This is a genomic window from Gilliamella sp. A7, assembly GCF_002142015.1.
GTDB lineage: Bacteria > Pseudomonadota > Gammaproteobacteria > Enterobacterales > Orbaceae > Gilliamella > Gilliamella apis_A.
Genome location: NZ_NASN01000039.1, coordinates 1 through 23,952, shown reverse-complemented (window position 1 = coordinate 23,952; position 23,952 = coordinate 1). Strand labels below are relative to the sequence as shown.

General features: G+C 33.6%; 22 protein-coding genes and 1 pseudogene. 9 read left to right on the top strand and 14 right to left on the bottom strand.

The genetic code is table 11. From position 1 onward, the window contains the following. The 6 genes from B6D18_RS09320 to B6D18_RS09295 all read right to left on the bottom strand — a co-directional run. On the bottom strand, positions 1-1,055 hold a 1,055-nt coding region (locus tag B6D18_RS09320; protein WP_144063970.1), incomplete at its 3' end, for an ATP-binding protein. 494 nt (positions 1,056-1,549) lie between these two features. After that, on the bottom strand, positions 1,550-2,272 hold the full coding sequence (locus tag B6D18_RS09315) for a hypothetical protein (RefSeq protein ID WP_086364202.1): 723 nt from the start codon (positions 2,270-2,272) through the stop codon (positions 1,550-1,552). Positions 2,273-2,407: 135 nt separating this feature from the next. Further along, positions 2,408-3,175: a hypothetical protein gene (locus tag B6D18_RS09310; protein ID WP_086364201.1), complete on the bottom strand. Its 768-nt coding sequence runs from the start codon at positions 3,173-3,175 to the stop codon at positions 2,408-2,410. Positions 3,176-3,343: 168 nt separating this feature from the next. Continuing rightward, the gene (locus B6D18_RS09305; RefSeq protein WP_086364200.1) at positions 3,344-3,805 is read right to left on the bottom strand and encodes an STY0301 family protein; all 462 of its coding nucleotides are present in this window, start codon (positions 3,803-3,805) and stop codon (positions 3,344-3,346) included. A 97-nt stretch (positions 3,806-3,902) separates the two neighbouring features. Further along, positions 3,903-4,766 (bottom strand): pyridoxal kinase PdxY, encoded by an 864-nt coding sequence (gene pdxY, locus B6D18_RS09300; protein ID WP_086364199.1) that lies wholly within the window; start codon positions 4,764-4,766, stop codon positions 3,903-3,905. Between the two features lie 14 nt (positions 4,767-4,780). Then, complete coding sequence (locus tag B6D18_RS09295; protein WP_086364198.1) at positions 4,781-6,061, bottom strand: MFS transporter; 1,281 nt, start codon at positions 6,059-6,061, stop codon at positions 4,781-4,783. Positions 6,062-6,559: 498 nt separating this feature from the next. Between B6D18_RS09295 and B6D18_RS09290 the strand changes: the two genes are divergently transcribed. The 3 genes from B6D18_RS09290 to B6D18_RS09280 are packed head-to-tail and all read left to right on the top strand — an operon-like array spanning position 6,560 to position 10,621. Then, positions 6,560-8,464 carry a beta-glucoside-specific PTS transporter subunit IIABC gene (locus B6D18_RS09290; protein WP_086364197.1) on the top strand — a complete coding sequence of 635 codons (1,905 nt, stop codon included), beginning with the start codon at positions 6,560-6,562 and terminating at the stop codon, positions 8,462-8,464. Then, positions 8,454-9,677, top strand: a complete 1,224-nt coding sequence (locus B6D18_RS09285) for a family 1 glycosylhydrolase (RefSeq protein WP_086364196.1) — start codon at positions 8,454-8,456, stop codon at positions 9,675-9,677. Before B6D18_RS09290 ends, B6D18_RS09285 begins: the two co-directional genes overlap by 11 nt. Then, entirely contained in the window at positions 9,677-10,621 is a 945-nt protein-coding gene (locus B6D18_RS09280) for a hypothetical protein (protein ID WP_015060270.1), read from the top strand. The genes B6D18_RS09285 and B6D18_RS09280 overlap by 1 nt, the downstream gene beginning before the upstream one ends. 2 nt (positions 10,622-10,623) lie before the next feature. Here B6D18_RS09280 and tetR(H) read toward each other — a convergent pair whose 3' ends face one another. Next, positions 10,624-11,247 (bottom strand): tetracycline resistance transcriptional repressor TetR(H), encoded by a 624-nt coding sequence (gene tetR(H) / locus B6D18_RS09275; protein ID WP_006248868.1) that lies wholly within the window; start codon positions 11,245-11,247, stop codon positions 10,624-10,626. A gap of 91 nt (positions 11,248-11,338) precedes the next feature. On the opposite strand from tetR(H), the gene tet(H) reads away from it, so the two are divergent. The 3 genes and pseudogenes from tet(H) to B6D18_RS09260 all read left to right on the top strand — a co-directional run bounded on the left by tet(H) (position 11,339) and on the right by B6D18_RS09260 (position 14,680). Next, positions 11,339-12,541: a tetracycline efflux MFS transporter Tet(H) gene (gene tet(H), locus B6D18_RS09270; RefSeq protein WP_006248867.1), complete on the top strand. Its 1,203-nt coding sequence runs from the start codon at positions 11,339-11,341 to the stop codon at positions 12,539-12,541. Positions 12,542-12,593: 52 nt separating this feature from the next. Further along, positions 12,594-13,835, top strand: a pseudogene (locus B6D18_RS09265) (glycoside hydrolase family 1 protein); the annotation flags it as partial. A 5-nt stretch (positions 13,836-13,840) separates the two neighbouring features. Then, positions 13,841-14,680: a PRD domain-containing protein gene (locus tag B6D18_RS09260; protein WP_086364195.1), complete on the top strand. Its 840-nt coding sequence runs from the start codon at positions 13,841-13,843 to the stop codon at positions 14,678-14,680. 713 nt (positions 14,681-15,393) lie between these two features. On the opposite strand, the gene B6D18_RS09255 is transcribed toward B6D18_RS09260, so the two are convergent. The 5 genes from B6D18_RS09255 to B6D18_RS09235 form a co-directional block, all read right to left on the bottom strand. Then, positions 15,394-15,936 (bottom strand): D-lyxose/D-mannose family sugar isomerase, encoded by a 543-nt coding sequence (locus tag B6D18_RS09255; protein ID WP_173795318.1) that lies wholly within the window; start codon positions 15,934-15,936, stop codon positions 15,394-15,396. A gap of 98 nt (positions 15,937-16,034) precedes the next feature. Then, positions 16,035-17,129 carry a PTS fructose transporter subunit IIC gene (locus B6D18_RS09250; protein WP_086364193.1) on the bottom strand — a complete coding sequence of 365 codons (1,095 nt, stop codon included), beginning with the start codon at positions 17,127-17,129 and terminating at the stop codon, positions 16,035-16,037. Between the two features lie 20 nt (positions 17,130-17,149). Then, positions 17,150-17,461 (bottom strand): PTS fructose transporter subunit IIB, encoded by a 312-nt coding sequence (locus B6D18_RS09245; protein WP_086364192.1) that lies wholly within the window; start codon positions 17,459-17,461, stop codon positions 17,150-17,152. Positions 17,462-17,508: 47 nt separating this feature from the next. After that, positions 17,509-17,964, bottom strand: coding sequence for a PTS sugar transporter subunit IIA (locus tag B6D18_RS09240; RefSeq protein ID WP_086364191.1), 456 nt, complete (start codon positions 17,962-17,964; stop codon positions 17,509-17,511). Between the two features lie 126 nt (positions 17,965-18,090). Then, positions 18,091-18,963, bottom strand: coding sequence for a ketose-bisphosphate aldolase (locus B6D18_RS09235; RefSeq protein ID WP_086364190.1), 873 nt, complete (start codon positions 18,961-18,963; stop codon positions 18,091-18,093). A gap of 176 nt (positions 18,964-19,139) precedes the next feature. Between B6D18_RS09235 and B6D18_RS09230 the strand changes: the two genes are divergently transcribed. From B6D18_RS09230 to scrK, 3 genes are all read left to right on the top strand, one after another. Continuing rightward, positions 19,140-19,904 (top strand): DeoR/GlpR family DNA-binding transcription regulator, encoded by a 765-nt coding sequence (locus tag B6D18_RS09230; RefSeq protein ID WP_158092563.1) that lies wholly within the window; start codon positions 19,140-19,142, stop codon positions 19,902-19,904. A gap of 18 nt (positions 19,905-19,922) precedes the next feature. Next, positions 19,923-20,912, top strand: coding sequence for an aldose 1-epimerase family protein (locus B6D18_RS09225; protein ID WP_086364188.1), 990 nt, complete (start codon positions 19,923-19,925; stop codon positions 20,910-20,912). Positions 20,913-21,030: 118 nt separating this feature from the next. Then, positions 21,031-21,900 carry a fructokinase ScrK gene (gene scrK, locus B6D18_RS09220; RefSeq protein ID WP_086364187.1) on the top strand — a complete coding sequence of 290 codons (870 nt, stop codon included), beginning with the start codon at positions 21,031-21,033 and terminating at the stop codon, positions 21,898-21,900. A gap of 515 nt (positions 21,901-22,415) precedes the next feature. Here scrK and B6D18_RS09215 read toward each other — a convergent pair. Together B6D18_RS09215 and B6D18_RS09205 are read right to left on the bottom strand one after the other, a co-directional pair. After that, positions 22,416-22,760, bottom strand: coding sequence for a hypothetical protein (locus tag B6D18_RS09215; RefSeq protein WP_086364186.1), 345 nt, complete (start codon positions 22,758-22,760; stop codon positions 22,416-22,418). Between the two features lie 242 nt (positions 22,761-23,002). Next, positions 23,003-23,872, bottom strand: coding sequence for an Imm52 family immunity protein (locus tag B6D18_RS09205; protein WP_158092562.1), 870 nt, complete (start codon positions 23,870-23,872; stop codon positions 23,003-23,005). Between the last annotated feature and the right edge of the window lie 80 nt (positions 23,873-23,952).

Genomic DNA, 23,952 nt, shown 5'->3' with positions numbered 1-23,952 from the left:
TTTTCATCAAAATTTATACTATTAACATCAATATTTTCATAATTAAAATAGCCATATTTTTTCTTTATTATTTCTAATTTTTTTTTATTGTCGTGTACTAGATTAGGCTCGTTTTCGTATACTATTTCTAAACATAAGTTCTTTAGATCTTTTTCAAAATTATTATCCGGGATATTAGATAACATATCTGTTTGGCTAAAATCATTATTAGAGTGAAAATTAAATTGTGTTCTTTCTGGATTTGCATGTTCATCAAAATATTCTGAAGTAATGGCAAATATATATTGAGTACGAAAAGTTTCAGAAATAACTATAGGATTAATCTGAATATTATTGGCGCAATAAAATATTCTTATACCTTGTTTTTCTTTATTCTGAAATGTGTAAATAGTAAATTTACAATCATTATTGACATACTCTATTTTTTTTAAACAATCAATATCACTGCTTTTTATTTCATCAGTGAGGTGGCCATTAACCATGAAATTAATTGAAATGCATTTTTCAGTTTCTTGTTGCTTTAAAAAAAGCATTAAGTTGAATTTTTCTTTAGTGAAGTTAATGCAAGATGTAACTTGTGTTTTAGGATTCTTTAATTTTAAGTTATTTAGATGAATTTTTGTATATGAAACATTTTGCTCATCACTATCACTTATTTTAATGTTTTTTTCATTGAATTGATTTGTAAAATCAAACTCAACAAATTTTTTTTCTTTTGATATACTTTTTACTTTAATATCTGAAGCTAAATTCAAAAAAGAAATACGTCCAATTCCCCTTCCTCCTATATCTCGTTTATGAACTGTTGCTATTTCAAGAAAAGCATCGATATTTTCTTGGGTTAATCCATCTCCATTATCTTCTATAATTATTTCTCTTAAATTACCAAGATTTGATGTTTTACCATCGAGTGTTCTTTCATATTCATATTGAAGATTAATATTAATTCTAGTTGCATTAGCTTGTATAGCATTCATTATGGCTTCTTTTAAAACATCATTAACCGTAACATTTTTATAAAAATAAGATACTAAGCCTGCAACATTTGTTTTCATATAGGGATATTCTTTATAACTTAATTTATTTATATTAACCTTAATATAAATAAACAACAATTATAAAATCACTTGAATTTTTCTTTTTAGCATTAAGTAAAAGATGTTTTTTTGATATTTGAACAAATAAACTATGGCAACAATTTATTACATTTCCCCTTTCTAAAGTAATTAAATATATGAAATAAATCCTTGATGGATAATATAATTTACTTTTTTACCATTTTAATAAATCAATTTAAGCTATGTAGTTTAGAAAATTATTAATTTTTAAAATTACTTTATTGTTATTCTAATAATGTTAATTAAAACAAAAAATTCTCTGATATACCAATATAGCAAACGCAAAAATACTAATAGGTATTTTTGTTTCTCGTAGAATGGAAAATAGTTATTCTTGCAATAATGTCGATACTTCTAAAGAGCCTTAATAAACCACCAACGATATTATAAGACGGTATAGACTCCTCAATATTTTTACAATTATATTAATATTATTTTGCTTTGATATTTGGACTATTCGCATTAATATCTAACCAAGTTTGACGATAACGCTGGCGTCGCTTTGCTCGGCAATAGTTAACCAAAAGTGTAAATCCCTGTTCTTCCATCAATGTAAAAAAATAGCGCTGCCATTTAGCTGCGGTATTGGCATTAATGTCTAATTGTTGCTGAATGGTTTTATATGTTTCACCTTGCAGCAATAAATCAATAAACGGCAACCATCGTTCATGGTGAGATAACTTATTAAGTTGATATTTTTTCAGTGGGTTAAAGGTTCTCCGACAGGTTTTACAACGGAAATTAAGCCGATGGCCGATGCGAATAGTATTCAAAGAGTGGCAATAATCGCAAGGCATGACAGACGTCTGAAGTAGCCTAGTAAGCCACGATTTAAAAGCCTTAGCTTGCTGAAAAACTTCTGTTGGTTTTGTTTGATCAAGGTTAAGAATCGCTTGATAAAGATCCGGTTCATATTGTGCTAACAACTGACGAATAACATTATCCCACCGCCGTGCTGCTCGCGCTGAAAGGTTAAACTTATCTGCAATAAAGCTATGTGGTTGATTGCTTAACGTCATTGGCGCAATATTTATGAACAATGAAGCTGGTTTAAAACGTCGACATAAAGGCGTTGTCGCCACCAAATCCGGCAACGCCAGCAAAAAACGCTCAGCGGCAAGATGTTGCTCAATTGGTAATAGAGAATGATACATGATCGTTGACCTTTTGATGGCATAGACTCCTTAATTATTTTTACAAATAATGAATACAGGAAAAGGCATAATTTTTTTATTGTTTAAAACTACTAATATCTTATTTTCTTGTTACAAACCTTGATAAGGTAATGGTTACCAATATTCGATTTCTCTTGTTGTAATGACTAAATTATTAGGTCCCTGATTTATTCTATGAATTATTGCTTTTGTCCAATCACCATATTCATTGTATTGGGAATAGAAAGTTTTAGAACCGGCAATTTTTTTATTAGGAAATACAATATACATTTCAGATTTGTCTAATTGTTCTTTTGAGTTGTAGTAATAATTTTCTTGCATATATATTATGAGATGATCATTTTTATAGTATGAACGTTCTGAATTTATTGCTAAGGCGTTTTGCCAGTGTATTTTATTTTCAATTTTTAAATCATTAACTTCTTCAATGCTAGCAATTATTTTATTATCTTTATAGGTACTTATTTGTCTATATTTATAATTATTTTTAAAAATAGTCCCATCATTTACCCCATTCAATTCAATGATATTACCATTATTGTCTAAGATAAAATCTCCTTCTGTAATATTAATACCTAATAACGGGCTGTAGAGATTAAATTTCTTATTTTCATAATCAACATTATGACGCCTTTCAAGTGTGTTTGATTGGGTATATTTTGCATGGTTTGATAATATCTTTCCTGTATTGGTGTGTTGAACAATGATAGAACTAACTAAAAGACCATCAACTTCACTTTTTATTACTTGTTTTTTTATATATCGAGAATAGGAGGAAATAAAAGGATTATTCATTGTCCGATTAATAGGCTTTTTTGCTGAATCACAACCTAGAAGAACAAAAGGTAGTAGAAAAAAATACAGAGGCAGTAAATAGTTCATGCAATTCCTTATATAATAGTTCTTATTAGTTCAATTAATGACATCTAAGCATAGATTAAAATATGCTAAATTTGATAAGGCGATAAGACAATTATCAAATTGATTAAGTATAACAAACGCTATATTGAAGATACGTAAATTCAAAGGTTTAATATTAAATAGTGAAACTTATTCCACTTCTTGCAATTTGCTGGTACTACAGATAAGTTTGGCTGTTGTGTGTTGATTTTTATCATGTGCATAAATCGCCCAGCAACTTTTCATCGATGAATCGATTTTTTTTGCCAATTGGACTTCCTCACCATTATAGCTACATTTAACGTAGTTTCCATTTTCATCATAGGCTGAATTGATTTGCCATGTGAGGTCATGTTTTTTGCCATCAATAATGCCAATTTCAGGTTTTAATTGAAATAATTTAACTGGTTCATCGGAATAAACACCAAGACTAGTGAGTAGTAGGCTACGATTTTTGTTGATTGAAACTTGCCAACCCTCAGGAGTTGCTTCAAGTTCGGGATGATCGGATTTAATATTGATTCGGGTTGGGCAATCAATTTCGTAAGCAGTAGCAACCCCAATAGTTGCCAACCACGCTATTGCAATCAAACTAATTCGGTAACCTTTCATCTCATCCATCCTGTTTACATGACATATTAATCTATTATTAGTGTTGTTAATTAATTATGCCAATAATCTAAATCAAATTATTTTTAAAATGCTGTTTTTATAATAATGGTGTCGCTCGATACTGTAAATCAGGTTTTTTCAGCCAGTCCTGTGAATCAATAATCGCTAGTTCTCTAACCTCTTTTTGTTTGGTAACAGCTAATACATGATTCGCTGCATTGGCGGCTAGTTCAAATGCATTTAATTGTGATTTGCCATTGATTAAGTGAGCAGTGAACAAACTACAGATTAAATCGCCAACGCCCAATGGACGATAAGGAAAATCATATAATGGACGGGCAAGGTGATAACTTTGCGAAGGTGTGGCTAATATCATTTCAAACAATTCTGTGGTTTTGCCGGCATGGACTAAATTTTTAACTAAAATTGCTTGGATAGGTTGATGTTGCAGTTTTTTGATTGCCGTTTGTACATCGCTAAAGGTTTTAATTTCGATATTCGATAATATCTGTAATTCTAATAAATTCGGCGTAATATAGTCTGCATGTTTAATCGCTTGGTTAGTGAAAAAATCAATAATATTTTGCGGTAGCGAACTCCCTTTATTAATATCTCCGCCCATAACCGGATCGCATACATAAATGGCGTTAGGGTTATAATATTTTATCTTTTTTACTGCTTCAATAATTTCTTCACCTTGTTCGGCAAGGCCGATGTAACCTGATATAACGGCATCAATTGATTTTAAAACGCCAATTTTTTCGAGACTATTTACGATCCGTGTAATTTGCTGAGCCCCCAGCACAATACCATCATAATCGGGATAAACCGTATTACTCGATAGTTGTACTGTGTGGATCGGCATGACTTCAACGCCTTGTAATTGCATGGCTAATGTGGCAACTTTGTTGCCTGCATAGCCATAAACAACATTAGATTGAATTGATAAAACGGTTTTCATAAGTCGTTGCCTTTTTATTCATCATAATAGTGATAATGGCTTAAAAGATAGATGCTGATAATAGATAGCATTGCTAATCCACAATAAAATAGCGCTAATGGTAACCAATAAGTTTGGTAGGTAAAGATAATATAACCCCCGATCAATGGAATAAGGCTACCAAAAATAGCTGCGCAACCTTGATAGCTCATGGATAAGCCGGTATAGCGAATTCTAGCAGGGAAAATTCGGCTTAAATAACCCGCTATTACCCCATAGAAACCACTATAACAAAGTACATTTAATGAAATACCAATAATAAAGCTAGTTTTTGTTCCTGCTTGAATAATTGGGAATAACAAAAACACGGATGCCATCGCTAATATTGCTGAAATAATTAAAAAGCGTGTTGCTGAAAACTTTTCTGAAAAATAAGAGATAAATGGTTGCGCAATAAAGTGTACCATTGCAATCCAAAATAGTGCATCAACGATGATGTTCTTCTCAACACCTAGAGCCATTGTGGTATAACCAATCATTAGTGTATTAGAAAAAATACCACTAAATGACAGTACATTGGCGCATATGGCTAATACCAGTATTGGCGTTGCCCGTTTAAACACCTCAATAATTGGCACCGACTCTTTTTGTTTCAAGCTCGCTTGCTTTTTAGCTGATTCGATAAATACGGGTGACTCGGTTAAGGTAATTCTGGCAATAATTCCAACAATTAATAAAACAAAACTGACTAAAAATGGGATGCGCCAATAACCGCTATCTATAAGTTTATCGGTAGGCAAGCTAATGATATAAGAAAAAACCAATAATGCGAGAATATTACCTGCCGGACTCCCCCACTGAGCAAACGATGAGAAAAAGTTTTTTAAGCCTTTGGGTGCATGTTCATTAGCCATTAATACTGCGCCACCCCATTCACCACCGACAGCAATACCTTGTAAAATACGTAATCCAACTAACAGTATCGGTGCAATGATTCCTGCTTGTTGATAAGAGGGTAACAAACCAACACACGTTGTCGCAATGCCCATTAATAGCAAGGTGATAATTAGTGATTTTTTCCGCCCTAATCGATCGCCAATATGACCAAAAATTATTGCGCCTAATGGTCGAGATAAAAAACCAACTGCAAATGAGGCAAATGCCCCTAAAACTTGCACAAATTGATTATCTGAAGGAAAGAAAAGCTGACCAAAAATTAAGACTGATGCTAACGCATAGATATAAAAATCATACCATTCAATGGTAGTACCAATAAAAGCAGCAAAAGCAACTTTTTTAGCAGATGAATTGGACATAGTTAGACCTTGCTAAGTCAATGACTAATGTAAATTTGTAAAGACAGAGAAACTAACACAAAACCATTAATATCACAATTTGTTATCTGATAAGATAAGAAAAATTATGTAAAAAGATGGTTGTTCTAATTTGAATCATAATATTGTCATTTAAAGATAATTAGTGATTATTCACAGTGGATTATTTGGGTTATTTTATTAAATAAAGATCTCAATTGATTGCACAAAGCTGAAATTGAAGGCGCCTTAAAAATTAGCAAAAATATTAAAGTTCGCGCTTAATTAACGCATAGCAATGTAATTATCTAAGTTATATAAAATAAGATATAGATCACATTTCTTGAATTTTAATTTGAAATAAATATTAGTTATATATACTATCGGATCTATTAAGGCATGTTACTGATTTAATTCAGGCAGGACCAAAACAAAAACTTATCTAGAAGGTGAGTTTTTGTTTTGGTCTTTTTTTTTGGATCTTTTAGAGTGAGTGTATATATGGATTATCAACAGTTAGGAATACAAATTTTGCGGTTAGTTGGGGGAAAAGATAATGTTAATTCCTTGACTCATTGTGCAACTCGTTTACGGTTTGATCTTTTTGATAAAAATATCGTTGATTGTGATGCAATCATGAAATTGACTGGTGTTATTAGTATTGTAGATAGTGGAGGGCAGTTCCAAGTAGTGATTGGTAACGAAGTCCAACAAGTGTATCAAGCTATTAGTCAGAATTTATCTAACCAAGAACATGGCAAGGTAAGAAGCATAAAGAAAGAAGGGATACTTTCATATATTATTGGCATTATATCCACTTCATTTACGCCTGTAATTCCTGCATTAACCGGTGCGGGGATGATTAAAGCGTTATTAGCTATATGTAAATTAATGGGGGTGTTATCGCCAGATAGCCATACCTATTATTTGTTGGACATGTTGGCTGATGCGGCATTTTTCTTTATGCCTATTTTGTTAGCGTATGGTGCTGCAAGTAAATTTTCGTGTAATCCTATTTTAGCTATGACTATTGCAGGTGCAATGTTACACCCCAATTTAGGAAAATTAATGGTGTTGGGTCAAGATGTTTCTTTTATTGGTATCCCGGTTAAATTAGCCGATTATTCAGGTTCTGTATTACCTATTATTATTACCGTATGGGCAATGTCTTATATTGAGCGCTTTGCTGAAAAAGTGACTCCATCAATGATAAAATTTTTTATCAAACCAATGCTTATTCTATTGATAGCAGGGCCATTAGCATTAGTCATTATTGGTCCATTTGGCATCTTACTAAATGATTTAGTTGCACAAGGGGCGGGTTATATAAATAGTAAAGCTAGTTGGTTAATTCCAATGTTAATGGGCGGGTTACAGCCATTTTTAATTATCACTGGTACAGCTTGGGCAATGACTCCAATTGCAACAGGACAGTTAAGTCGTAATGGTTCTGAAATGATTAATGGCCCTGGTATGCTAGCCTCAAATATAGCACAAGGTGCAGCTACATTATGTGTAGCAATCAAAACTAAAAATAAAAATCTAAAACAACTTGGGTATTCTGCTGGTTTCACCGCATTATTAGGTATTACCGAACCATCATTGTATGGCGTAACCTTAAAGCTAAAACGCCCATTAATTGCTTCAATGATAGGTGGGGGAGTTGCTGGCGTTTATGCAGGGGTATCTGGATTATTACGTTATGCTTTTATATCGCCAGGATTAGCTGGTTTACCGGCATTTATAGGTGATAATCCGATGAATATTGTTCATGCTCTGGTGACATGTTGTATTGCGATAGTTGTAACATTTGTATTGACATGGTTTATGGGATTTGATGATCCAATTGATGAGGATGATTTGATTGAAACTATTGATACAGATTCAACATTATCATCAACAAATAACTCTGTTGCTGCTGATTTGAGTAATGTTATCTTAAGCAGTCCTTTAACAGGAAAAGTAATACCACTATCAGAAGTAAAAGATGATGTTTTTTCAAAAAATTTGATAGGTGATGGTATAGCCATTGAGCCTAATCAAGGTAAAGTTGTTGCACCAATTAGCGGTAAGGTTGTCAGTTTACTTGAATCAAAACATGCGATCGGTATAAAAAGTGATCAGGGTATTGAAATTTTGATCCATATAGGACTGGATACCGTTAAATTAGGTGGCCAATTTTTTACAGCTAAAGTTGAACAAGGTCAGCGGGTTAATGTTGGTGATGAGTTAATTGAATTTGATTTAGCGGCTATCAATCAAGCTGGTTATATGACAACTACCCCAATAATTATTTTATATTCAGATGAGTATTTTGTTGAAAATATTAAGAAAAATATGGTCACAATCGGTGAGGATCTGATATTAGTTAAAAAATCAAATCAAGGTGATAATCATGCTCTATAAAACATTAAAAACGTTTCCTCAAAATTTTTTATGGGGAGGATCAACATCGGCTTATCAGTTTGAAGGGGCATGGGATGAAGATGGAAAATCTCCATCAATTGTCGATATGTATTGTCATCCTGAAGATGTAGCCGATTTTAAAGTAGCAAGTGATCACTATCATCATTATAAGGACACTAACTGGAGAGACACTATGTTTAATTTAAATTACTCTAAAGCTGATTCATCAACATTCATTATCAAATCCGTCAATGGTCGCGTTCGCCAACAAGGTAAAGGCTTGAGTTTTTGGTATAACTCCGCCACAACCTCCATTGCGGCATTGCCTTTAAACGCTCAAGAAGCACCTTTTATTTTTAATTTCCAAACCTCGGACTTTCAGGGTTTACGTATTCAAGGGCAAATCTCATTTCAGGTTAAAGCGCCCGAAAAAGCCGCAGAAGTACTCAACTTTAACTTGAGCAAAAACGGCAAATCGTATGCTTCTGAAGATCCGCTCAAACTCAGTGATCGTGTTGTACGTATTGCACAAACCTTAATTCAAGCAAAGATCCAAAGTACACCACTTAGAGAAGCGTTATTACTTAGCCAATCATTAGTGACTTTAGTGATGGAACAATTAATTGAACATCCATCATTAGAGGCATTAGGTATTGCGATTTTAGATGTCTCTATAGCGGCAATCACACCATCACCAGAAACCTTAAAAGCACTAGAAGCTGAAGCGAGAGAATCCTTACTGAAAGAAGCCGACGATGCCATTTATGCTCGTCGTAAATTCTCAGTAGAACAAGAGCGCACCATTAAAGAGGCTGAATTAGAAACCGATTTATCTGTTCAACGTAAACGCCAAGAGATTGAAGAAGCACGTTTAGAAAACGAACGTACATTACTACGCGAACAAGCTGAGATTGAAAAAGAACGCCTTGAAGCCAAAGTTAATGCGGAAGCAAAACGCAAAGAACTAGTCGCATTAAGTGCTGAAAATCAGCGAACACAATCAGAAGCGGATGCTTATGCTATTGAAGCTACCATGCGTGCTTATCGTGAATTACCAGTTGAGAACCTAAAAGCAATGGCATTAGCAAAAATGGACTCACAACAATTAATGGCAATGGCATTTGAAACCTTAGCACTGAATTCAGGAAAAATCGGCGAGTTGAATATCACACCTGATTTATTTAGCCAATTTATGAAAAAAGGCAGTAAATAATGCAACGTAACGAAGATTTTCGCTTTGTGCTGGTGATGAGAAAAAGCCGCTTACAGGAATTAATTGAGCGCTTTAATACCTGGTCACAAGCCAAATTCTATTTAGAACACAACAATGTTGAGGTAAAGGATTATCTCAATGAACACAATTTATATCAAAAGCAACTCACAGAAGCTGAGTTGATTTTAAAATCATTAGGACGATTTCAACTTTTAGAAAGAGGCTTATTACCCAGCTATCAATTCTCACCTCACGATATTGTGGTGGTGATTGGTCAAGATGGGCTTGTTGCCAATACGCTGAAATACCTTAATGGACAGCCTATCATTGCCATAAATCCTGATCCATCAAGGTGGGATGGTAAATTATTACCCTTTGAAATAGGGCAATTAAAAGAGACAGTTATTAACACCATTAATAAAAAAATGCCATTTAAAACGGTCACTTTTGCACAAGCAACAACCAATGATGGTCAATCCTTATTAGCGGTTAATGACTTATTTATTGGCCCTAAAAGCCACACTTCCGCACAGTATATTTTGCAATGGAATGGCGCTGAAGAAGTGCAATCTTCATCAGGCATTATTGTATCAACAGGATTGGGATCAACGGGGTGGTTTCAATCTATTCTTGCTGGTGCGATGGCAATTACAGGAGAAGCTTCGCACCCTCTATTACAAGGCTTTAGCTGGAGTGATCGAAAGCTACAATTTAGTGTAAGAGAGCCATTTCCAAGTAGAACAACAGGTGTTGCACTGACTTTTGGCACTATTGAGCCTGACTCACCACTGCAATTAGGATCTTTGATGCCAGAGAATGGCGTAATTTTCTCTGATGGCATCGAAGATGACTATTTACAATTTAATGCAGGTTGTATTGCTCACATTGGTATCGCTGACATACAAGGGCAACTAATTAGCCAAAAAGGGCGTCAGCGAATTTAGATTTATTTAGCGCTCTTTAATACTGTTTCAAGTCCAGAGATCATCACATCAAGGACAAACAAAAATGCAGCATCACCATTATCACTATCCATAATTGCAACGGCTTGGGTTAATAATGGCGGATAGGCAACAGTATCCGTCTCTACTTTTTCACGCTCTTTTTGGCTTTCTTGATGCTCTTGAGTTTCCAGTACGGAGCCTAATGTAAAATGCGCAATAGAGCTTAATGCATACACGGCTTGAGATAGACTAAACCCAGCATCACACAAAAACTGTAGTTGCTGTTCTGATGTCTCAAATTGACTTTCAGAGGGGCGTGTTCCCGCATGAATTTTGCCACCATCACGATACATTAATAAGGCTTGGCGGAAGCTTTTCGCGTTATTTCGCAAAAAGTCCTGCCATGTTTCATTCGGCAATGGCAAAACATGATGATGGTGCTTTTGCAAAATAGTTTCTGCTAATGCATCTAACAAAGCGCGTTTATTTTTTACATGCCAATACAATGTGGGTTGTTCCACACCTATTTTTTGCGCCAGCTTACGCGTTGTTAATCCTTCAATACCAACTTCATTAAGTAAAATCAACGCATTATCAATAACTTGTTCTTTATCTAGCTTTGCCATTACCTACCTCAAAATAAAATAGCCTTGACAATCTATCACTGATAGAGATATTTTACACCCACTCTATCACTGATAGATTTTTAGGATCTCAATGAATAAATCAATTATTATTATACTGCTGATCACCGTATTAGATGCCATTGGTATCGGGCTTATCATGCCAGTACTCCCTACTCTATTAAATGAATTTGTCAGTGAAAATTCACTGGCAACCCATTACGGTGTGCTATTAGCGCTCTATGCTACCATGCAGGTTATTTTTGCTCCTATTCTAGGACGACTGTCTGATAAATACGGCAGAAAACCCATCTTGCTGTTTTCCCTTTTAGGCGCGGCACTCGACTATCTTTTAATGGCATTCTCAACCACACTTTGGATGCTCTATATTGGGCGCATCATTGCGGGGATCACAGGCGCAACAGGTGCCGTATGTGCATCAGCGATGAGTGATGTGACTCCCGCTAAAAATCGAACTCGCTATTTTGGTTTCTTAGGTGGTGCTTTTGGTGTTGGCCTTATTATCGGCCCAATGCTAGGGGGATTATTAGGTGATATCAGTGCTCATATGCCATTTATTTTTGCCGCTATTTCACACTCGATATTATTAATACTCTCTTTGCTCTTTTTCCGAGAAACACAAAAAAGAGAAGCGCTTGTTGCCAATAGGACACCTGAAAACCAAACTGCCTCAAATACAGTCACTGTTTTTTTTAAGAAAAGCCTCTACTTTTGGTTAGCAACCTATTTTATTATCCAGCTTATCGGGCAAATTCCTGCCACCATCTGGGTGCTGTTTACACAATATCGTTTTGATTGGAACACAACTTCTATCGGTATGTCTTTGGCGGTTCTGGGTGTATTACATATTTTCTTTCAGGCGATTGTCGCTGGGAAATTGGCACAAAAATGGGGCGAAAAAACCACCATTATGATCAGTATGTCTATTGATATGATGGGCTGTTTATTATTAGCGTGGATAGGCCACGTTTGGGTCATCTTACCAGCATTAATTTGCTTAGCGGCAGGAGGTATGGGGCAACCCGCATTACAAGGTTATTTATCAAAATCTGTCGATGATAATGCGCAAGGGAAATTACAAGGTACTCTGGTGAGCCTAACCAATATTACCGGGATCATTGGTCCCCTTTTATTTGCCTTTATTTATAGTTATAGCGTCGCTTATTGGGATGGTCTGTTATGGCTGATGGGGGCAATACTTTATGCTATGTTGCTTATTACCGCTTATTTTCACCAAAGAAAAACCACACCTAAAGCTGTTATTTCAACCCCTTAATACTAGAAATTATAAAGATCATAAAAGTCCTGTCCGCTCTTAATAACGTTGAAAAGAAGATGTACGGCTTTTTGCCGAATTAGGCTTAAAAGCCTATCGTTTTTCTATTGCTTGGACGCGTATTATTCCAGATGGTATTGGTGACGTTAATCAACAAGGGTTAGCTTTTTATCACAACTTAATTGATGAACTTAAACGTTATGATATTGAACCAATAGTAACTCTATATCATTTTGATTTACCCTATAAATTGGACAAACAAGGGGGATGGAGCGAACGATCAACCATTGATGCTTTTGTCCGATATACTGAAGTTCTATTCCAAAATTTTGGTGAAAAAGTTAAATATTGGCTAACAATTAATGAACAAAACACCATGATTCTTCATCCTGGTGCAATTGGTGTTCCTGAAAATGGTAAATTACCAGATAAGAAAACACTCTATCAACAAAATCACCATATGTTTATCGCTCAGGCTAAAGCTATGCAGCTATGCCACACTCTTTGTCCCAATGCTAAAATTGGGCCAGCATTAAATATTACTTCAATGTATGCTGAAACTTGCCGACCTGAAGATGCTATTGCTGCTCATAATTGGGAAACTATTCGATGTTGGAGTTTCCTCGATACCGCTATTTTGGGGCGTTATAATGCGTTATTTTTAAGTTATTTACAGGATAGAGGACTTTGCCCAACAATTTTGGCAGAGGATCTCGTTGTATTAAAAAATGCTCAACCTGATTTTATTGCCATAAATTATTATTCAACAGCAACAATTGCCGCCAGTAAAGGAAATGCTTCCGATATATCAGCCAGAGCTGGCGATCAACAAATCATGCTGGGTGAACAGGGCGTTTATCGAGCAGCGGAAAATCCTTTTGTCGACAAAACGGCTTATGGATGGGTAATTGATCCTGTTGGGTTAAGATTAACCTTAAGAAAAGTTTATGAACGTTACAATTTACCAATTCTAATTACTGAAAATGGCATTGGAGCTCCAGATAAACTTAATGCAGATAATACTGTTAACGATGATTATCGCATCGACTTTATTAGCCAACATATAACCCAAATGCAATTGGCTATCACCGATGGTGTTGAACTTATTGGTTACTGCCCATGGTCTGTTATTGATGTGGTAAGTACTCATCAAGGTTATGGTAAGCGTTATGGTTTTATCTATGTAAATCGAGGCGAGTTTGATTTGAAAGATATGAAACGTATCAAGAAAAAGAGTTATTTTTGGTATCAGAAGTTAATTAAGGCTAATGGGCAGTTGGATAAATTGACGTAACCGTTATGATAACATTTAAAGTTGATAAAATTTTAAATAACAGCCTAGTATTATCCAAAAATAGTGATAATAACGAGGTGATCCTGATGGGAAAAGGGATCGGTTTTAATGCTAAAGTTGGTGATCTGCTTGATGCTGAGCAGATTGAGAAATGTTTTGTTTTACAACAAATAACAGGTATTCAAGGTTATCTTAACTTAATTGAATCATTACCTGATGATTACATCGAGTTAACGAGATTTTTGTTAGACTATGCGAGCAAAACATTACAAACTACCTTTAGAGAAACGCTATTTTTTACCTTATTAGATCACCTCAATTATGCTATTGAAAGATATTATTCAGGAGTGGTTATTCAAAATCGCTTGTTATACGAAGTGAAAAGCTTTTATCCTAAAGAGTTTGAAGTTGCAAAGTACGGCATAACCTATATAAACCAACGTCTTAATATTAGTTTACCTGAGGAGGAAGCCGGTAACATAGCCTTTCATTTAGTTAACGGCCAATCACATCAACAAACTATGCAGCACACGTTATTGTCCGTTAAAATGTTGAAGGATATATTCAATATTATTCAATTTAATTTTGCAATTCGAATAGATAAACAATCGTTACATTATTCACGCTTTTTAACTCATATGCAGTTTTTTATTCAGCGTATTTTTGAGCAGAAGCAGCTACAATCTGATAATGATTTTGTTTTTCAACAGGTGATTAGGCAATATCCAGATGAGTTTAAATGTGCAAATATCATTAAAAAATATTTAATTAATCAGCTCAATATCACGATTTCAAATGAAGAAATTCTCTATTTAATACTACATATCATTCGTATTGTACATTAAATCAAGCAAACAAAAGTCAGCACTGATGTTTATATCGATAATTAATACCAAAATAGAAGATTATTGCTAATAATCGTTGTGTAACTTTATCATTTGCTTTTAATATTCGATGGTTAATTGTTCATTTGGATCTTTTCAATATTCTGCAAATATGAAACAATCGGTAAATCAGCTTCAGCCCAATCAAGATTATTTAGTTCATTAATATCTAGCCAACAAATTTTATTATGTTCTAAACATATTGGATCATTATCAATTAGCTGACAAAGAAAATTTGTTGGAAGGTAGCTTTAAAAATGTTTTTCAATACTATCAAAGGATAAATAGCTATATACCTTTCGAATAATAATTAAAGAAGTTTTTTAAACAGTTTAAACTGGCTACCAATAGGATAACGTTTTAACTTGATTAAATTTACAGATAGAATGGTGTTAATATGATTGATTTATCGGCGGTTATTTTTTTAATACAGCAGTACTTTTAATGTGAATTGCTGGTCTTTTGGTTTAGATTGTTTGTTTAGTGTCATTGTTAATAGTCAGATTTAGTTAGTAGCTAATGTTATTAATCTGTTGGTTACCTAATGTGTATAGGGTCTATTTAATTTTATTTTTACGGATAATTATGATAAATAAACCCTTTATTATGGTTGTTCTTTGGTTGCTTTATAGTACGGTAAAATTTAAGTCATTATCATGACATGTTCATTTCACTTATGTGATTTGGTCTTGGCAAACTCTATTGATATTTGGGTTGGTAAAAATATCAAATTCATCATAACTGGTTGATGAGAATTCACTTACTACAGCACCATCAGGTCCAGCTTTAAACCAATGTTTAATATTGGGGTCGATGGTATATTGCTCACCGGGGAGTAATTCAATCTCTTGGCGAGCAGTATAGTATTGTTGATTACCACCCTGTGGTAAAGTACAAGATATACTGCCCTTATTTTCACCTTCAACATATAAATATACTTTACCCCATCGACAACGAAATGTTTCTTGTTTTCCTCTGCTGTTGTTGATGTCGGGATGTCGATGTTCAGGGCAGGTTTGGTTAGGTAGTAATACCATTTCTTTGGCACAATATCGGTCAGTATTAATATAAATAATTAAATTTAAACCTTCATTTTCAATATTATTTAAACCGAAATCAGCAAACTCAATATTATTTAACTCTTGTTCAGTTAGAATAAGTTGAGATTTTTTATATAACTCTTTGACATTATTCTTATAATTTTCACTAACTAACATAATACACCTCATATAACTAAAACTAAGTCTATATTTAGTATTTGGATGGCTATGGTTTAATCGATAATGACTTCCATAACCATCCAATTTTTATAGATTTAGCTGATTTTGATTGAATCTAAGTCAATATCTTTCTCGTCATCAATAGTGAGTTCATTGTTATCATCTAGATTGACTCGTTTTTTCAGTACAAATAATATAATTGCGGTAGCAAGTGAGCCAGCCATTAAGGCAATAAACCATTGGATAGGATTGACCATTGTCACCATTGCAAATAGCCCACCAGCAGGTGCTGGTGTAGCACTACCACACGCCATACTAATTGCACCACCAACAGCACCACCGACACCAGTTGCTACTAAACATCTGAGTAAGTCATTAAAGATAATCGGATAACAACCTTCTGTGATTTGGCAGACCCCCATTGGAAATGCTGCTTTTAATGTTTCAACTTCATTGTTGGTATAAATATTTTTAGAAAATATTTTTTGCATAAAGTAAGCGATTGTCATTCCAAAAGGCGTTACCATTGAGGCTAAAATCATAACTGCCATTGGTTCATAACCATTTGGACCTAATGAAAGTAAAAACATGACCACGGTTTTATTGATTGGGCCACCATAATCAATTCCTGAAAGAACACCAATAATTAATCCATATACAATTTTTTCACTCGTATTAAGATTTTTTAAGTAGTCCATAAGTAATTCAGTGAATGCAGCAATTGGGGTGCCGACAACGTAGTACATTATGAGACCCATGGCAAACGCCGATAATAAAGGAATAATTAAAACCGGTCTTAGCCCTTCCGCCCAATGTGGTACTTTAATTTTTTCTCTGAGAAGTAAAGCAATATAACCAGCAATATAGCCACCGATAAAACCACCGATAAAGCCTGCGCCGATATTAATCGCAATTAGTCCAGTCAAAAAACCGGGAGCAATACCTGGTTTATCAGCGATTGAATAAGATATACCCGTAGATATCACCACCGGTAACATTCCAAGAACCAGAACCCCCATAGTTGAAAGCGCATCAACTAATCGGAAATCATCATGGAAACTATTCATTACTTGCCCACCAAATAAACTACCTATAGCGAGACAAAAACCAGCACTGACAACAATGGGTATTAAATATGATATAGCTGTTAGAGCATGACGCTTTAACTCTATTAATTTGAACATCTTCATGTGCAACCTCACCTGTAAGATTATTGAGAAATAGCTTCTTCGATCTTCTTAATTAATTTATTGGGGGACTTTATGGCAATTTCTGTGGGGACCTCAATGATTTTTTTGTTGGCAAATCGTTCTCTTCCAGATACTTTTACATCAATAGCTAATATAACAATATCAGCACTTTCAATTAACTCATCGGGAATTTCATCTTGTACACCTATCGTACCTTGAGTTTCAATATGTATGTTATGCCCAGCATTTTTGGCGGCAGTGATTAATTTTTCCTTTGCAATATAAGTATGTGCAATTCCTGCGGTACAGGCAGCGATTCCAATAATATTCATAGCCTTTGTCCTATTTTTATTACAATTCCTTGTTGATAAATTTGTTATTAGCAACTAGTGAAAATTTGTTTAATTTCCTGACTATCATTTGCTTCTAACAATCTATCAATAACATCATCATTACCAAGCTTACCGGCTAGTTGTGCTAACAACATGAGATGTTCATTAGCACCGTCATTATTAGCGCTGACCGAAAATAAAAATATTAATTTAACTCCTTTATCATCAAGAGTTTCCCATTCAATTTCTTGGTTGAATTTCCCGATAGCAATACCATTTCGTAGTACGCTATCGCTTTGACCATGAGGAATGGCAATATAATTACCTATACCTGTTGCTCCCAATGATTCTCTATAATAGATATCTTCCAGAAATGAATTAATATCATTAATATAGCCAGCATTAAGTAGTTTCTCTGATAAAATCAGTAATGCTTCATTTTTATTTTTTGCATCAATATTTGTGGCAATGACTTGTTCATCTAAAATTTTATTTAATGACATAAACTCTTCCTCTTATTAAATGTAATTATCCTTTGCTTATTGCCGGTCGATAATTAACCGGCTTTTAGCTTACATTTATTAATATGAACAAGCATTTAGCTATTTGTTCTTATGTAGTCTTAAAACTTATCGATAATATAATGATGCTTTATTATCTGCTTTAAATAATTTAATTTTTTGCTCTGCTACTTTTTGCGTTTCTAGCATGCAAGGTGGGAATAAAACATTAGGCTCTCTAATCTCGTTATTGCCTCCATTTAACATCTCGCGTAATTTATTAGCAAAACAGATTTTTATATCACTAGAGATGTTTATTTTGGCAATTCCTAAATCTAGCGAAGCAGCAAGTTCATCATCAGCATTACTAGAACCACCATGAAGTACTAATGGAATTGAGACCAGTTTATAAATTTCTTCTAGAATATCTAAACGTAATTTAGGAACTAAGTGTTTTGGATAAATACCATGTGATGTACCAATGGCTACAGCAAGAGAATCAATTTTTGTTTCTTCAACAAATTCCTTGGCTTTTAGTGGATCAGTGTAAATAATTTCACTTGCTCCCCCTTCAACAGTCGATCCAGTATCGCCAATGGTGCCTAACTCTGCTTCTACTGAAACACCAACGCTATGAGCTAATTTTACGACTTCTTTTGTAATTCTAATATTTTCATCAAATGGCTGATGTGAACTGTCAATCATTACTGAGGTAAAGCCTAATTGAATGGCATGTGCAACTTGTTGCATGTTTGCACCATGATCTAAGTGAATACAAACAGGAATTTTACTGTGGTTACATTCATAAATAACTTGACTGATAAAACTGTCTTTTAAGAAAGAAAGCTCATCAGGGTGAATTGCCATTATAAATGGTGCGTTTAAACGTTCTGCAGTTTCCATTACGGCAGTCAGTAATTGTCCGCTACCAGCATTGAACGCAGGGACGGAAAATTTATTTTTTCTTGCTATATCTAGCATTTCTTTACCAGTGATTAACATGAGCTGCTCCTTAAATTTGCTATTATTAATACTTTCCTTTACTTTCTTTTGTTTTATTATTTTATCTTTTCTTATTTGTGTCAATTACTTTTTTATTTTTTGTTTTCTTTTTTTATTTTATTTTATTTTGTTTTTTGTGTATTATGCAGATATATCAAAATATAAGGTGGCTAATTATGTTTGCTGAAGAAAGACAACAGATTATTTTAAAGAAGGTAATAGAAAATAAATCGATTACTGTTAAAGAGTTAGCAACGTTGTTAGATGTATCAATGCCTACGGTGCGTAGTGATATTGATATAATTTGTGCAAATTATCCAGATATAGAGCGGACTCATGGTGGAATTGTATTATCGAATAAATTTATACATCAAACCCCATATGAAGAAAGAAAAGCACTTAATTTAAAGGAAAAACAGAGTATTGCTAGTTTGGCTATAACTCTAATTAAACACAAAGATACAATACTGATTGATTCTAGTTCGACTAGTAATGAAATTGCGAATAAATTAGTTAATATTGATATGAAAATTACTGTCATTACTACGGGTATCAATATTGCGATCAAGCTAAAAGAAAATCCAAATTTAACGGTTATTATCATTGGCGGTGTTTTAAAACCAAAATCAAATACCATACAAAACTCTTTTGATGATAGCGTGATTAATGCTTTCAATATTGATAAATTTTTCTTTTCAGCTTCAGGTGTTTCATTAAAAAATGGTTTCTCTGACTATAATTACAATGAAGTTGTCGACAAAAAAAGGTTTTTAGCTAAATGCCAACAATCTATTGCGCTAATTGATTCAAGTAAATTCAATATTGATTCAAAATCCAGTTTTGCACAATTAAAGGACGTGGATTATTTAATAACAACTCAAGCTGTCGATAAAATGGATATTGAACGATATAAGAGGTCGGTAAAAATTCTAATCGCTTAACAATAAAGGGACTTGTACATGACTTGGTTTAAAAATATGACGGCTAAAGAGCTGTTACAGTATGTTGGTGATATAAAACAAATTGCTGGGGCAACGAGTTCCATTTTAAATGATGGTCCTGGTTTTAATTCTCGTATTTGTGAGGTTAATACTGCAGCAGGGTTAAGTTTTACTGTATTACCTGATCGAGGAATGGATATTTCAGCATGCCGTTATAAAGGCATACCCATTGCCCCAATATCAAAAGTAGGGATCAGAAATCCAGAGAGCGTTAATAATAGTGGATATGAGTTTTTAAAAAATTTTCATTGTGGTTTATTAACTACTTGTGGATTAACGCATATTGGTCCGCCATCGACTGTTAATGGTTTACATGGCCCATTTTCTAATTTACGTGCCGAAAATTTTTCTATTGATGAATTTTGGGATGGTGATGATTACATTATTCAGTTGAAAGCTAAAATACGTCAAGCAGTGTTTTTTTCTGAAAATATTCAATTGCAAAGAACAATTACTACTTCATTAAAATCTTCATCTTTTACTATCACTGATAAAATTACTAACCAAGCGTTTAAAAATGAAAAAATTCAACTTTTATATCATATTAACTTTGGTTATCCACTATTATCACCAGATACAAAAATAAAGTTACCTACGGTAACCACTTTGCCGCGAGATGAGGTTGCCCAAAATGGGTTGGAGCATTTACTTGATGTATTACCGCCTCAAGCTATTTTTGATGAGCAAGTCTATTTTCATCGGCCGAAACCAGAAAAAGAATGCCGTTTTAGGGTTGAAAATAAAGCTATTGGTATTGCAGTGGATTGTCAATTTGATTCTACCGAGCTCCCTTATTTGACTCAGTGGAATCAATTTGGTCAAAATGAATATGTGCTTGGTATTGAACCTGGCTTAGGTTGGCCAATGGATAAGCAGAATGGTGGATTGATCTTAGCACCATTAGAGAGCTTTACGACATTGCTGCATTTTAACTTACGCAATATATAACAAACAGATATACATACTATTATGTATTTTAATCATTATTAGGATGAAAAATTTACATTTTATTCTGGTTATTACATAACTCTAATTAAATGTAATGAATAATATTTAATGGAGATAAATAATGAAACGATATGGTAGTGTTGAGGCGGGAGGAACAAAGTTTATTTGTGCGGTGGGCAATGAAAATAATGAAATAATTATTAGCGAGACTATTGCAACCACAACTTATGAAGAGACGATAAAAAAGGTCATTCTGTTTTTTAAACAAAATAGTGTTGATGCTTTAGCAATAGGCAGTTTTGGGCCGGTAGATCTTGATATTTCTAGTGATCAGTATGGATGCATACTGAATACTCCAAAACAAGGTTGGACTAATGTAAATATTGTTTCACCAATACAGAAAGAGCTCAATATACCTATCTTTTTCACAACGGATGTTAACTCAAGTGCTTATGGTGAAATGTATTTAAACTCATGTAATAATTTAGTTTATTACACAATTGGTACTGGAATTGGTGGAAGCGCTATTCAAAATGGCGTATTTATAGGCGGTGTAGGTCATCCAGAAATGGGACATCAATTAATAAAAAAACATTCGTTAGATGTCAATTTTAAAGGTGTTTGTCCACTACATGGTGATTGTTTAGAAGGGCTGGCATCTGGACCAAGTATTGAAGCAAGAACGGGCAAAAAAGGTCAAGAATTAGATGCTAATTCAGATGTTTGGGATATCCAAGCATACTATATTGCGCAAGCTATTTTAAATGCGACCTTAGTAATTAGACCTGAGTTAGTCATTGTTGGTGGTGGAGTGATGAGCCAAAATCATATGTTAGAACGAATAAAAACGTATTTTAAAAGATTATTAAATAATTATGTCACCATTGAAAATATTGATAAATATATAAAAACACCATCAGTTGAAAATAATGGCAGTGCAACAGTCGGTAACTTTTTACTCGCCAAAAACTTATTAATTAAAAATTAATTTATTGGCATTATACAATGAGGTTGTTGTATCTATTGAACTTGATATAGGAACCTCTGAATTAAAAATACACTTAATCATATTTGATTAAAATAGGCGAATACCAAATTGACCTAAATAATCCACCTCATATTTGCCGTAGTAACATCAATCAATTATCTGTCCACTTTTGAGTGAAGAGCTTTTTTAAGATAATCTCTGTTGAGCTTTATTGGATAATGAAATAAGGTGCAAGATTTACTAGAAAAGGCTTTAAGCATAATATTTTAGTAAATTACAAATTACGCTGTAAAAAATATTCAGGAGTGTATACCGTTTTATTTTATATTAATATCTGTATTTAGCTTTAAGTGCCGATAAGTTTATAAAAAATTTAAGTTGTCATATTTTGTAGAGAGAGCTCCATGACAACTTTATTTGATAAGATGACCTTGGAAGAAAAAGTAAATTATTTCAATCTGACCATTATATATAATCAGTCAAATCGGGTCTATGTTATTACAAAATTCAAAAGATTAAGGTTTAGGATGGAAATCATCAATTTGCTCTTTCCATTCGTTGTAATCCCAAACAATAATTTTGGTTTTTAACTTAGCTAACTCATTTTGTGCAGCTTGTTTTTGTTCTGGGGTAAGAATTTTTTCTAGACGAGTTTGAATTTCCTTATTATATTGCCAAACTGGAGGAAGTTGATAATAATGCCATGCTGAATTATTACCGATCTCAATGATTGTTTGTTTTGCATAATCACTTAATAGTGTCCATGCATAGGCTTTTACGAGATCTTGCTCACGCCCTAAACCATATAAATAGGCTTCAGTGACCCTTAATATGCCAATAATTGAGCTGTGCTCAGCCATTATTTCGGTATAATCAATATTAAATTTTACTTTAACATTCCCATCTTTTGAGATATATCCTTCTTTAAATTCCTAACATTGATTGATTCTATATCATAGCCTAAAGCTACATTTCCTCTATCCATTACTTTTTGTTTTATATATATTAAAAATACCAATTTCGTGTTAATTTTAAGTATATCAATAAAAAATTCTAGTATTCTCACAATTACGCTTTATTTGTTTTTTTAGATATCACTATGTTATGTTCTTGTTGGCAATAGATCTGCCTCGCGTAAACGAATATCTAAACGATTTATAATTTTAATATCCTCTATATTGTCGCGATTCGGGATATGATCGAGTGAAATAATAACCGTCCCCACTTGTTTATCATCCCGATTAATTGGGATCATTCTATGAGCTTCAGGATAATCATCAGCATTTAATGGGCTTGGAATATAAACAATCATTGATGTACCAATACGTTGAGGAAATAGTGCATTTTGTATGGGAAAAGTATCCTTCAGATCAATTTCAATATAGCAATCACTAAATACTTTTGCTAATTCTGTAAAAAATTGAGTAATTTTATTATAAACTCCTGCTTTTTTGTGGGTAAATAAAAATTTAATTTCTGATTCGAGAAATGGGCTATTTCCATATCTTGAGGCTAAGTAAAATAATAGTTGTCTTTCGATCGCTGGATCTTTATCAATGTCTATAAAAGAGAGTATCAGATCCCCATCTTGTCCTACTCTTTTAAATCCGAATGTTAGCTTTTTCAAAACTAACTCAGTCAAACCCTCTTTATTGTAGGCCAATAATTTAGGATCAGCTTTGATTGAATTACCAAAATAATACCAGTTAGCATCGGAATTAAAGTTATTTTGATAAATTTTAAATGCTTCATCCAGCTGATTTCGTATTTCTGGAATATTATTTTCCAATGCTTTTGGGAAAAAAATTTTAATATCGTATCTCATATTATCTAATTGTATTTTTGCTGGCATAATTAAGTCTCTATCTTGCTTAAATAAATGATGAAAAAATAAAAAATAACTACCAATCGCCATAATAATGCTGATTACCAATAATATTTTGAACTTTGATTGTTTCACTTTATTATTCATTCTCAATTCCATTCACTTAAATATGCGATAGCCTAATTGGCCATAATTTGCTAGCTTTAAGTTTATTTACTAGCATAATT

Coding starts and splice junctions, on each gene's coding strand:
- B6D18_RS09305 (WP_086364200.1), bottom strand. CDS start 3,805: ATGAAAGGTTACCGAATTAGTTTGATTGCAATAGCGTGGTTGGCAACT.
- B6D18_RS09240 (WP_086364191.1), bottom strand. CDS start 17,964: ATGTCATTAAATAAAATTTTAGATGAACAAGTCATTGCCACAAATATT.
- B6D18_RS09255 (WP_173795318.1), bottom strand. CDS start 15,936: ATGTTAGTTAGTGAAAATTATAAGAATAATGTCAAAGAGTTATATAAA.
- B6D18_RS09235 (WP_086364190.1), bottom strand. CDS start 18,963: ATGTTAATCACTGGTAAAGAAATGCTAGATATAGCAAGAAAAAATAAA.
- B6D18_RS09290 (WP_086364197.1), top strand. CDS start 6,560: ATGGATTATCAACAGTTAGGAATACAAATTTTGCGGTTAGTTGGGGGA.
- B6D18_RS09250 (WP_086364193.1), bottom strand. CDS start 17,129: ATGAAGATGTTCAAATTAATAGAGTTAAAGCGTCATGCTCTAACAGCT.
- B6D18_RS09215 (WP_086364186.1), bottom strand. CDS start 22,760: ATGGCTGAGCACAGCTCAATTATTGGCATATTAAGGGTCACTGAAGCC.
- B6D18_RS09285 (WP_086364196.1), top strand. CDS start 8,454: ATGCTCTATAAAACATTAAAAACGTTTCCTCAAAATTTTTTATGGGGA.
- pdxY (WP_086364199.1), bottom strand. CDS start 4,766: ATGAAAACCGTTTTATCAATTCAATCTAATGTTGTTTATGGCTATGCA.
- B6D18_RS09280 (WP_015060270.1), top strand. CDS start 9,677: ATGCAACGTAACGAAGATTTTCGCTTTGTGCTGGTGATGAGAAAAAGC.
- B6D18_RS09230 (WP_158092563.1), top strand. CDS start 19,140: ATGTTTGCTGAAGAAAGACAACAGATTATTTTAAAGAAGGTAATAGAA.
- B6D18_RS09225 (WP_086364188.1), top strand. CDS start 19,923: ATGACTTGGTTTAAAAATATGACGGCTAAAGAGCTGTTACAGTATGTT.
- B6D18_RS09310 (WP_086364201.1), bottom strand. CDS start 3,175: ATGAACTATTTACTGCCTCTGTATTTTTTTCTACTACCTTTTGTTCTT.
- B6D18_RS09315 (WP_086364202.1), bottom strand. CDS start 2,272: ATGTATCATTCTCTATTACCAATTGAGCAACATCTTGCCGCTGAGCGT.
- B6D18_RS09260 (WP_086364195.1), top strand. CDS start 13,841: ATGATAACATTTAAAGTTGATAAAATTTTAAATAACAGCCTAGTATTA.
- B6D18_RS09295 (WP_086364198.1), bottom strand. CDS start 6,061: ATGTCCAATTCATCTGCTAAAAAAGTTGCTTTTGCTGCTTTTATTGGT.
- B6D18_RS09245 (WP_086364192.1), bottom strand. CDS start 17,461: ATGAATATTATTGGAATCGCTGCCTGTACCGCAGGAATTGCACATACT.
- B6D18_RS09205 (WP_158092562.1), bottom strand. CDS start 23,872: ATGAATAATAAAGTGAAACAATCAAAGTTCAAAATATTATTGGTAATC.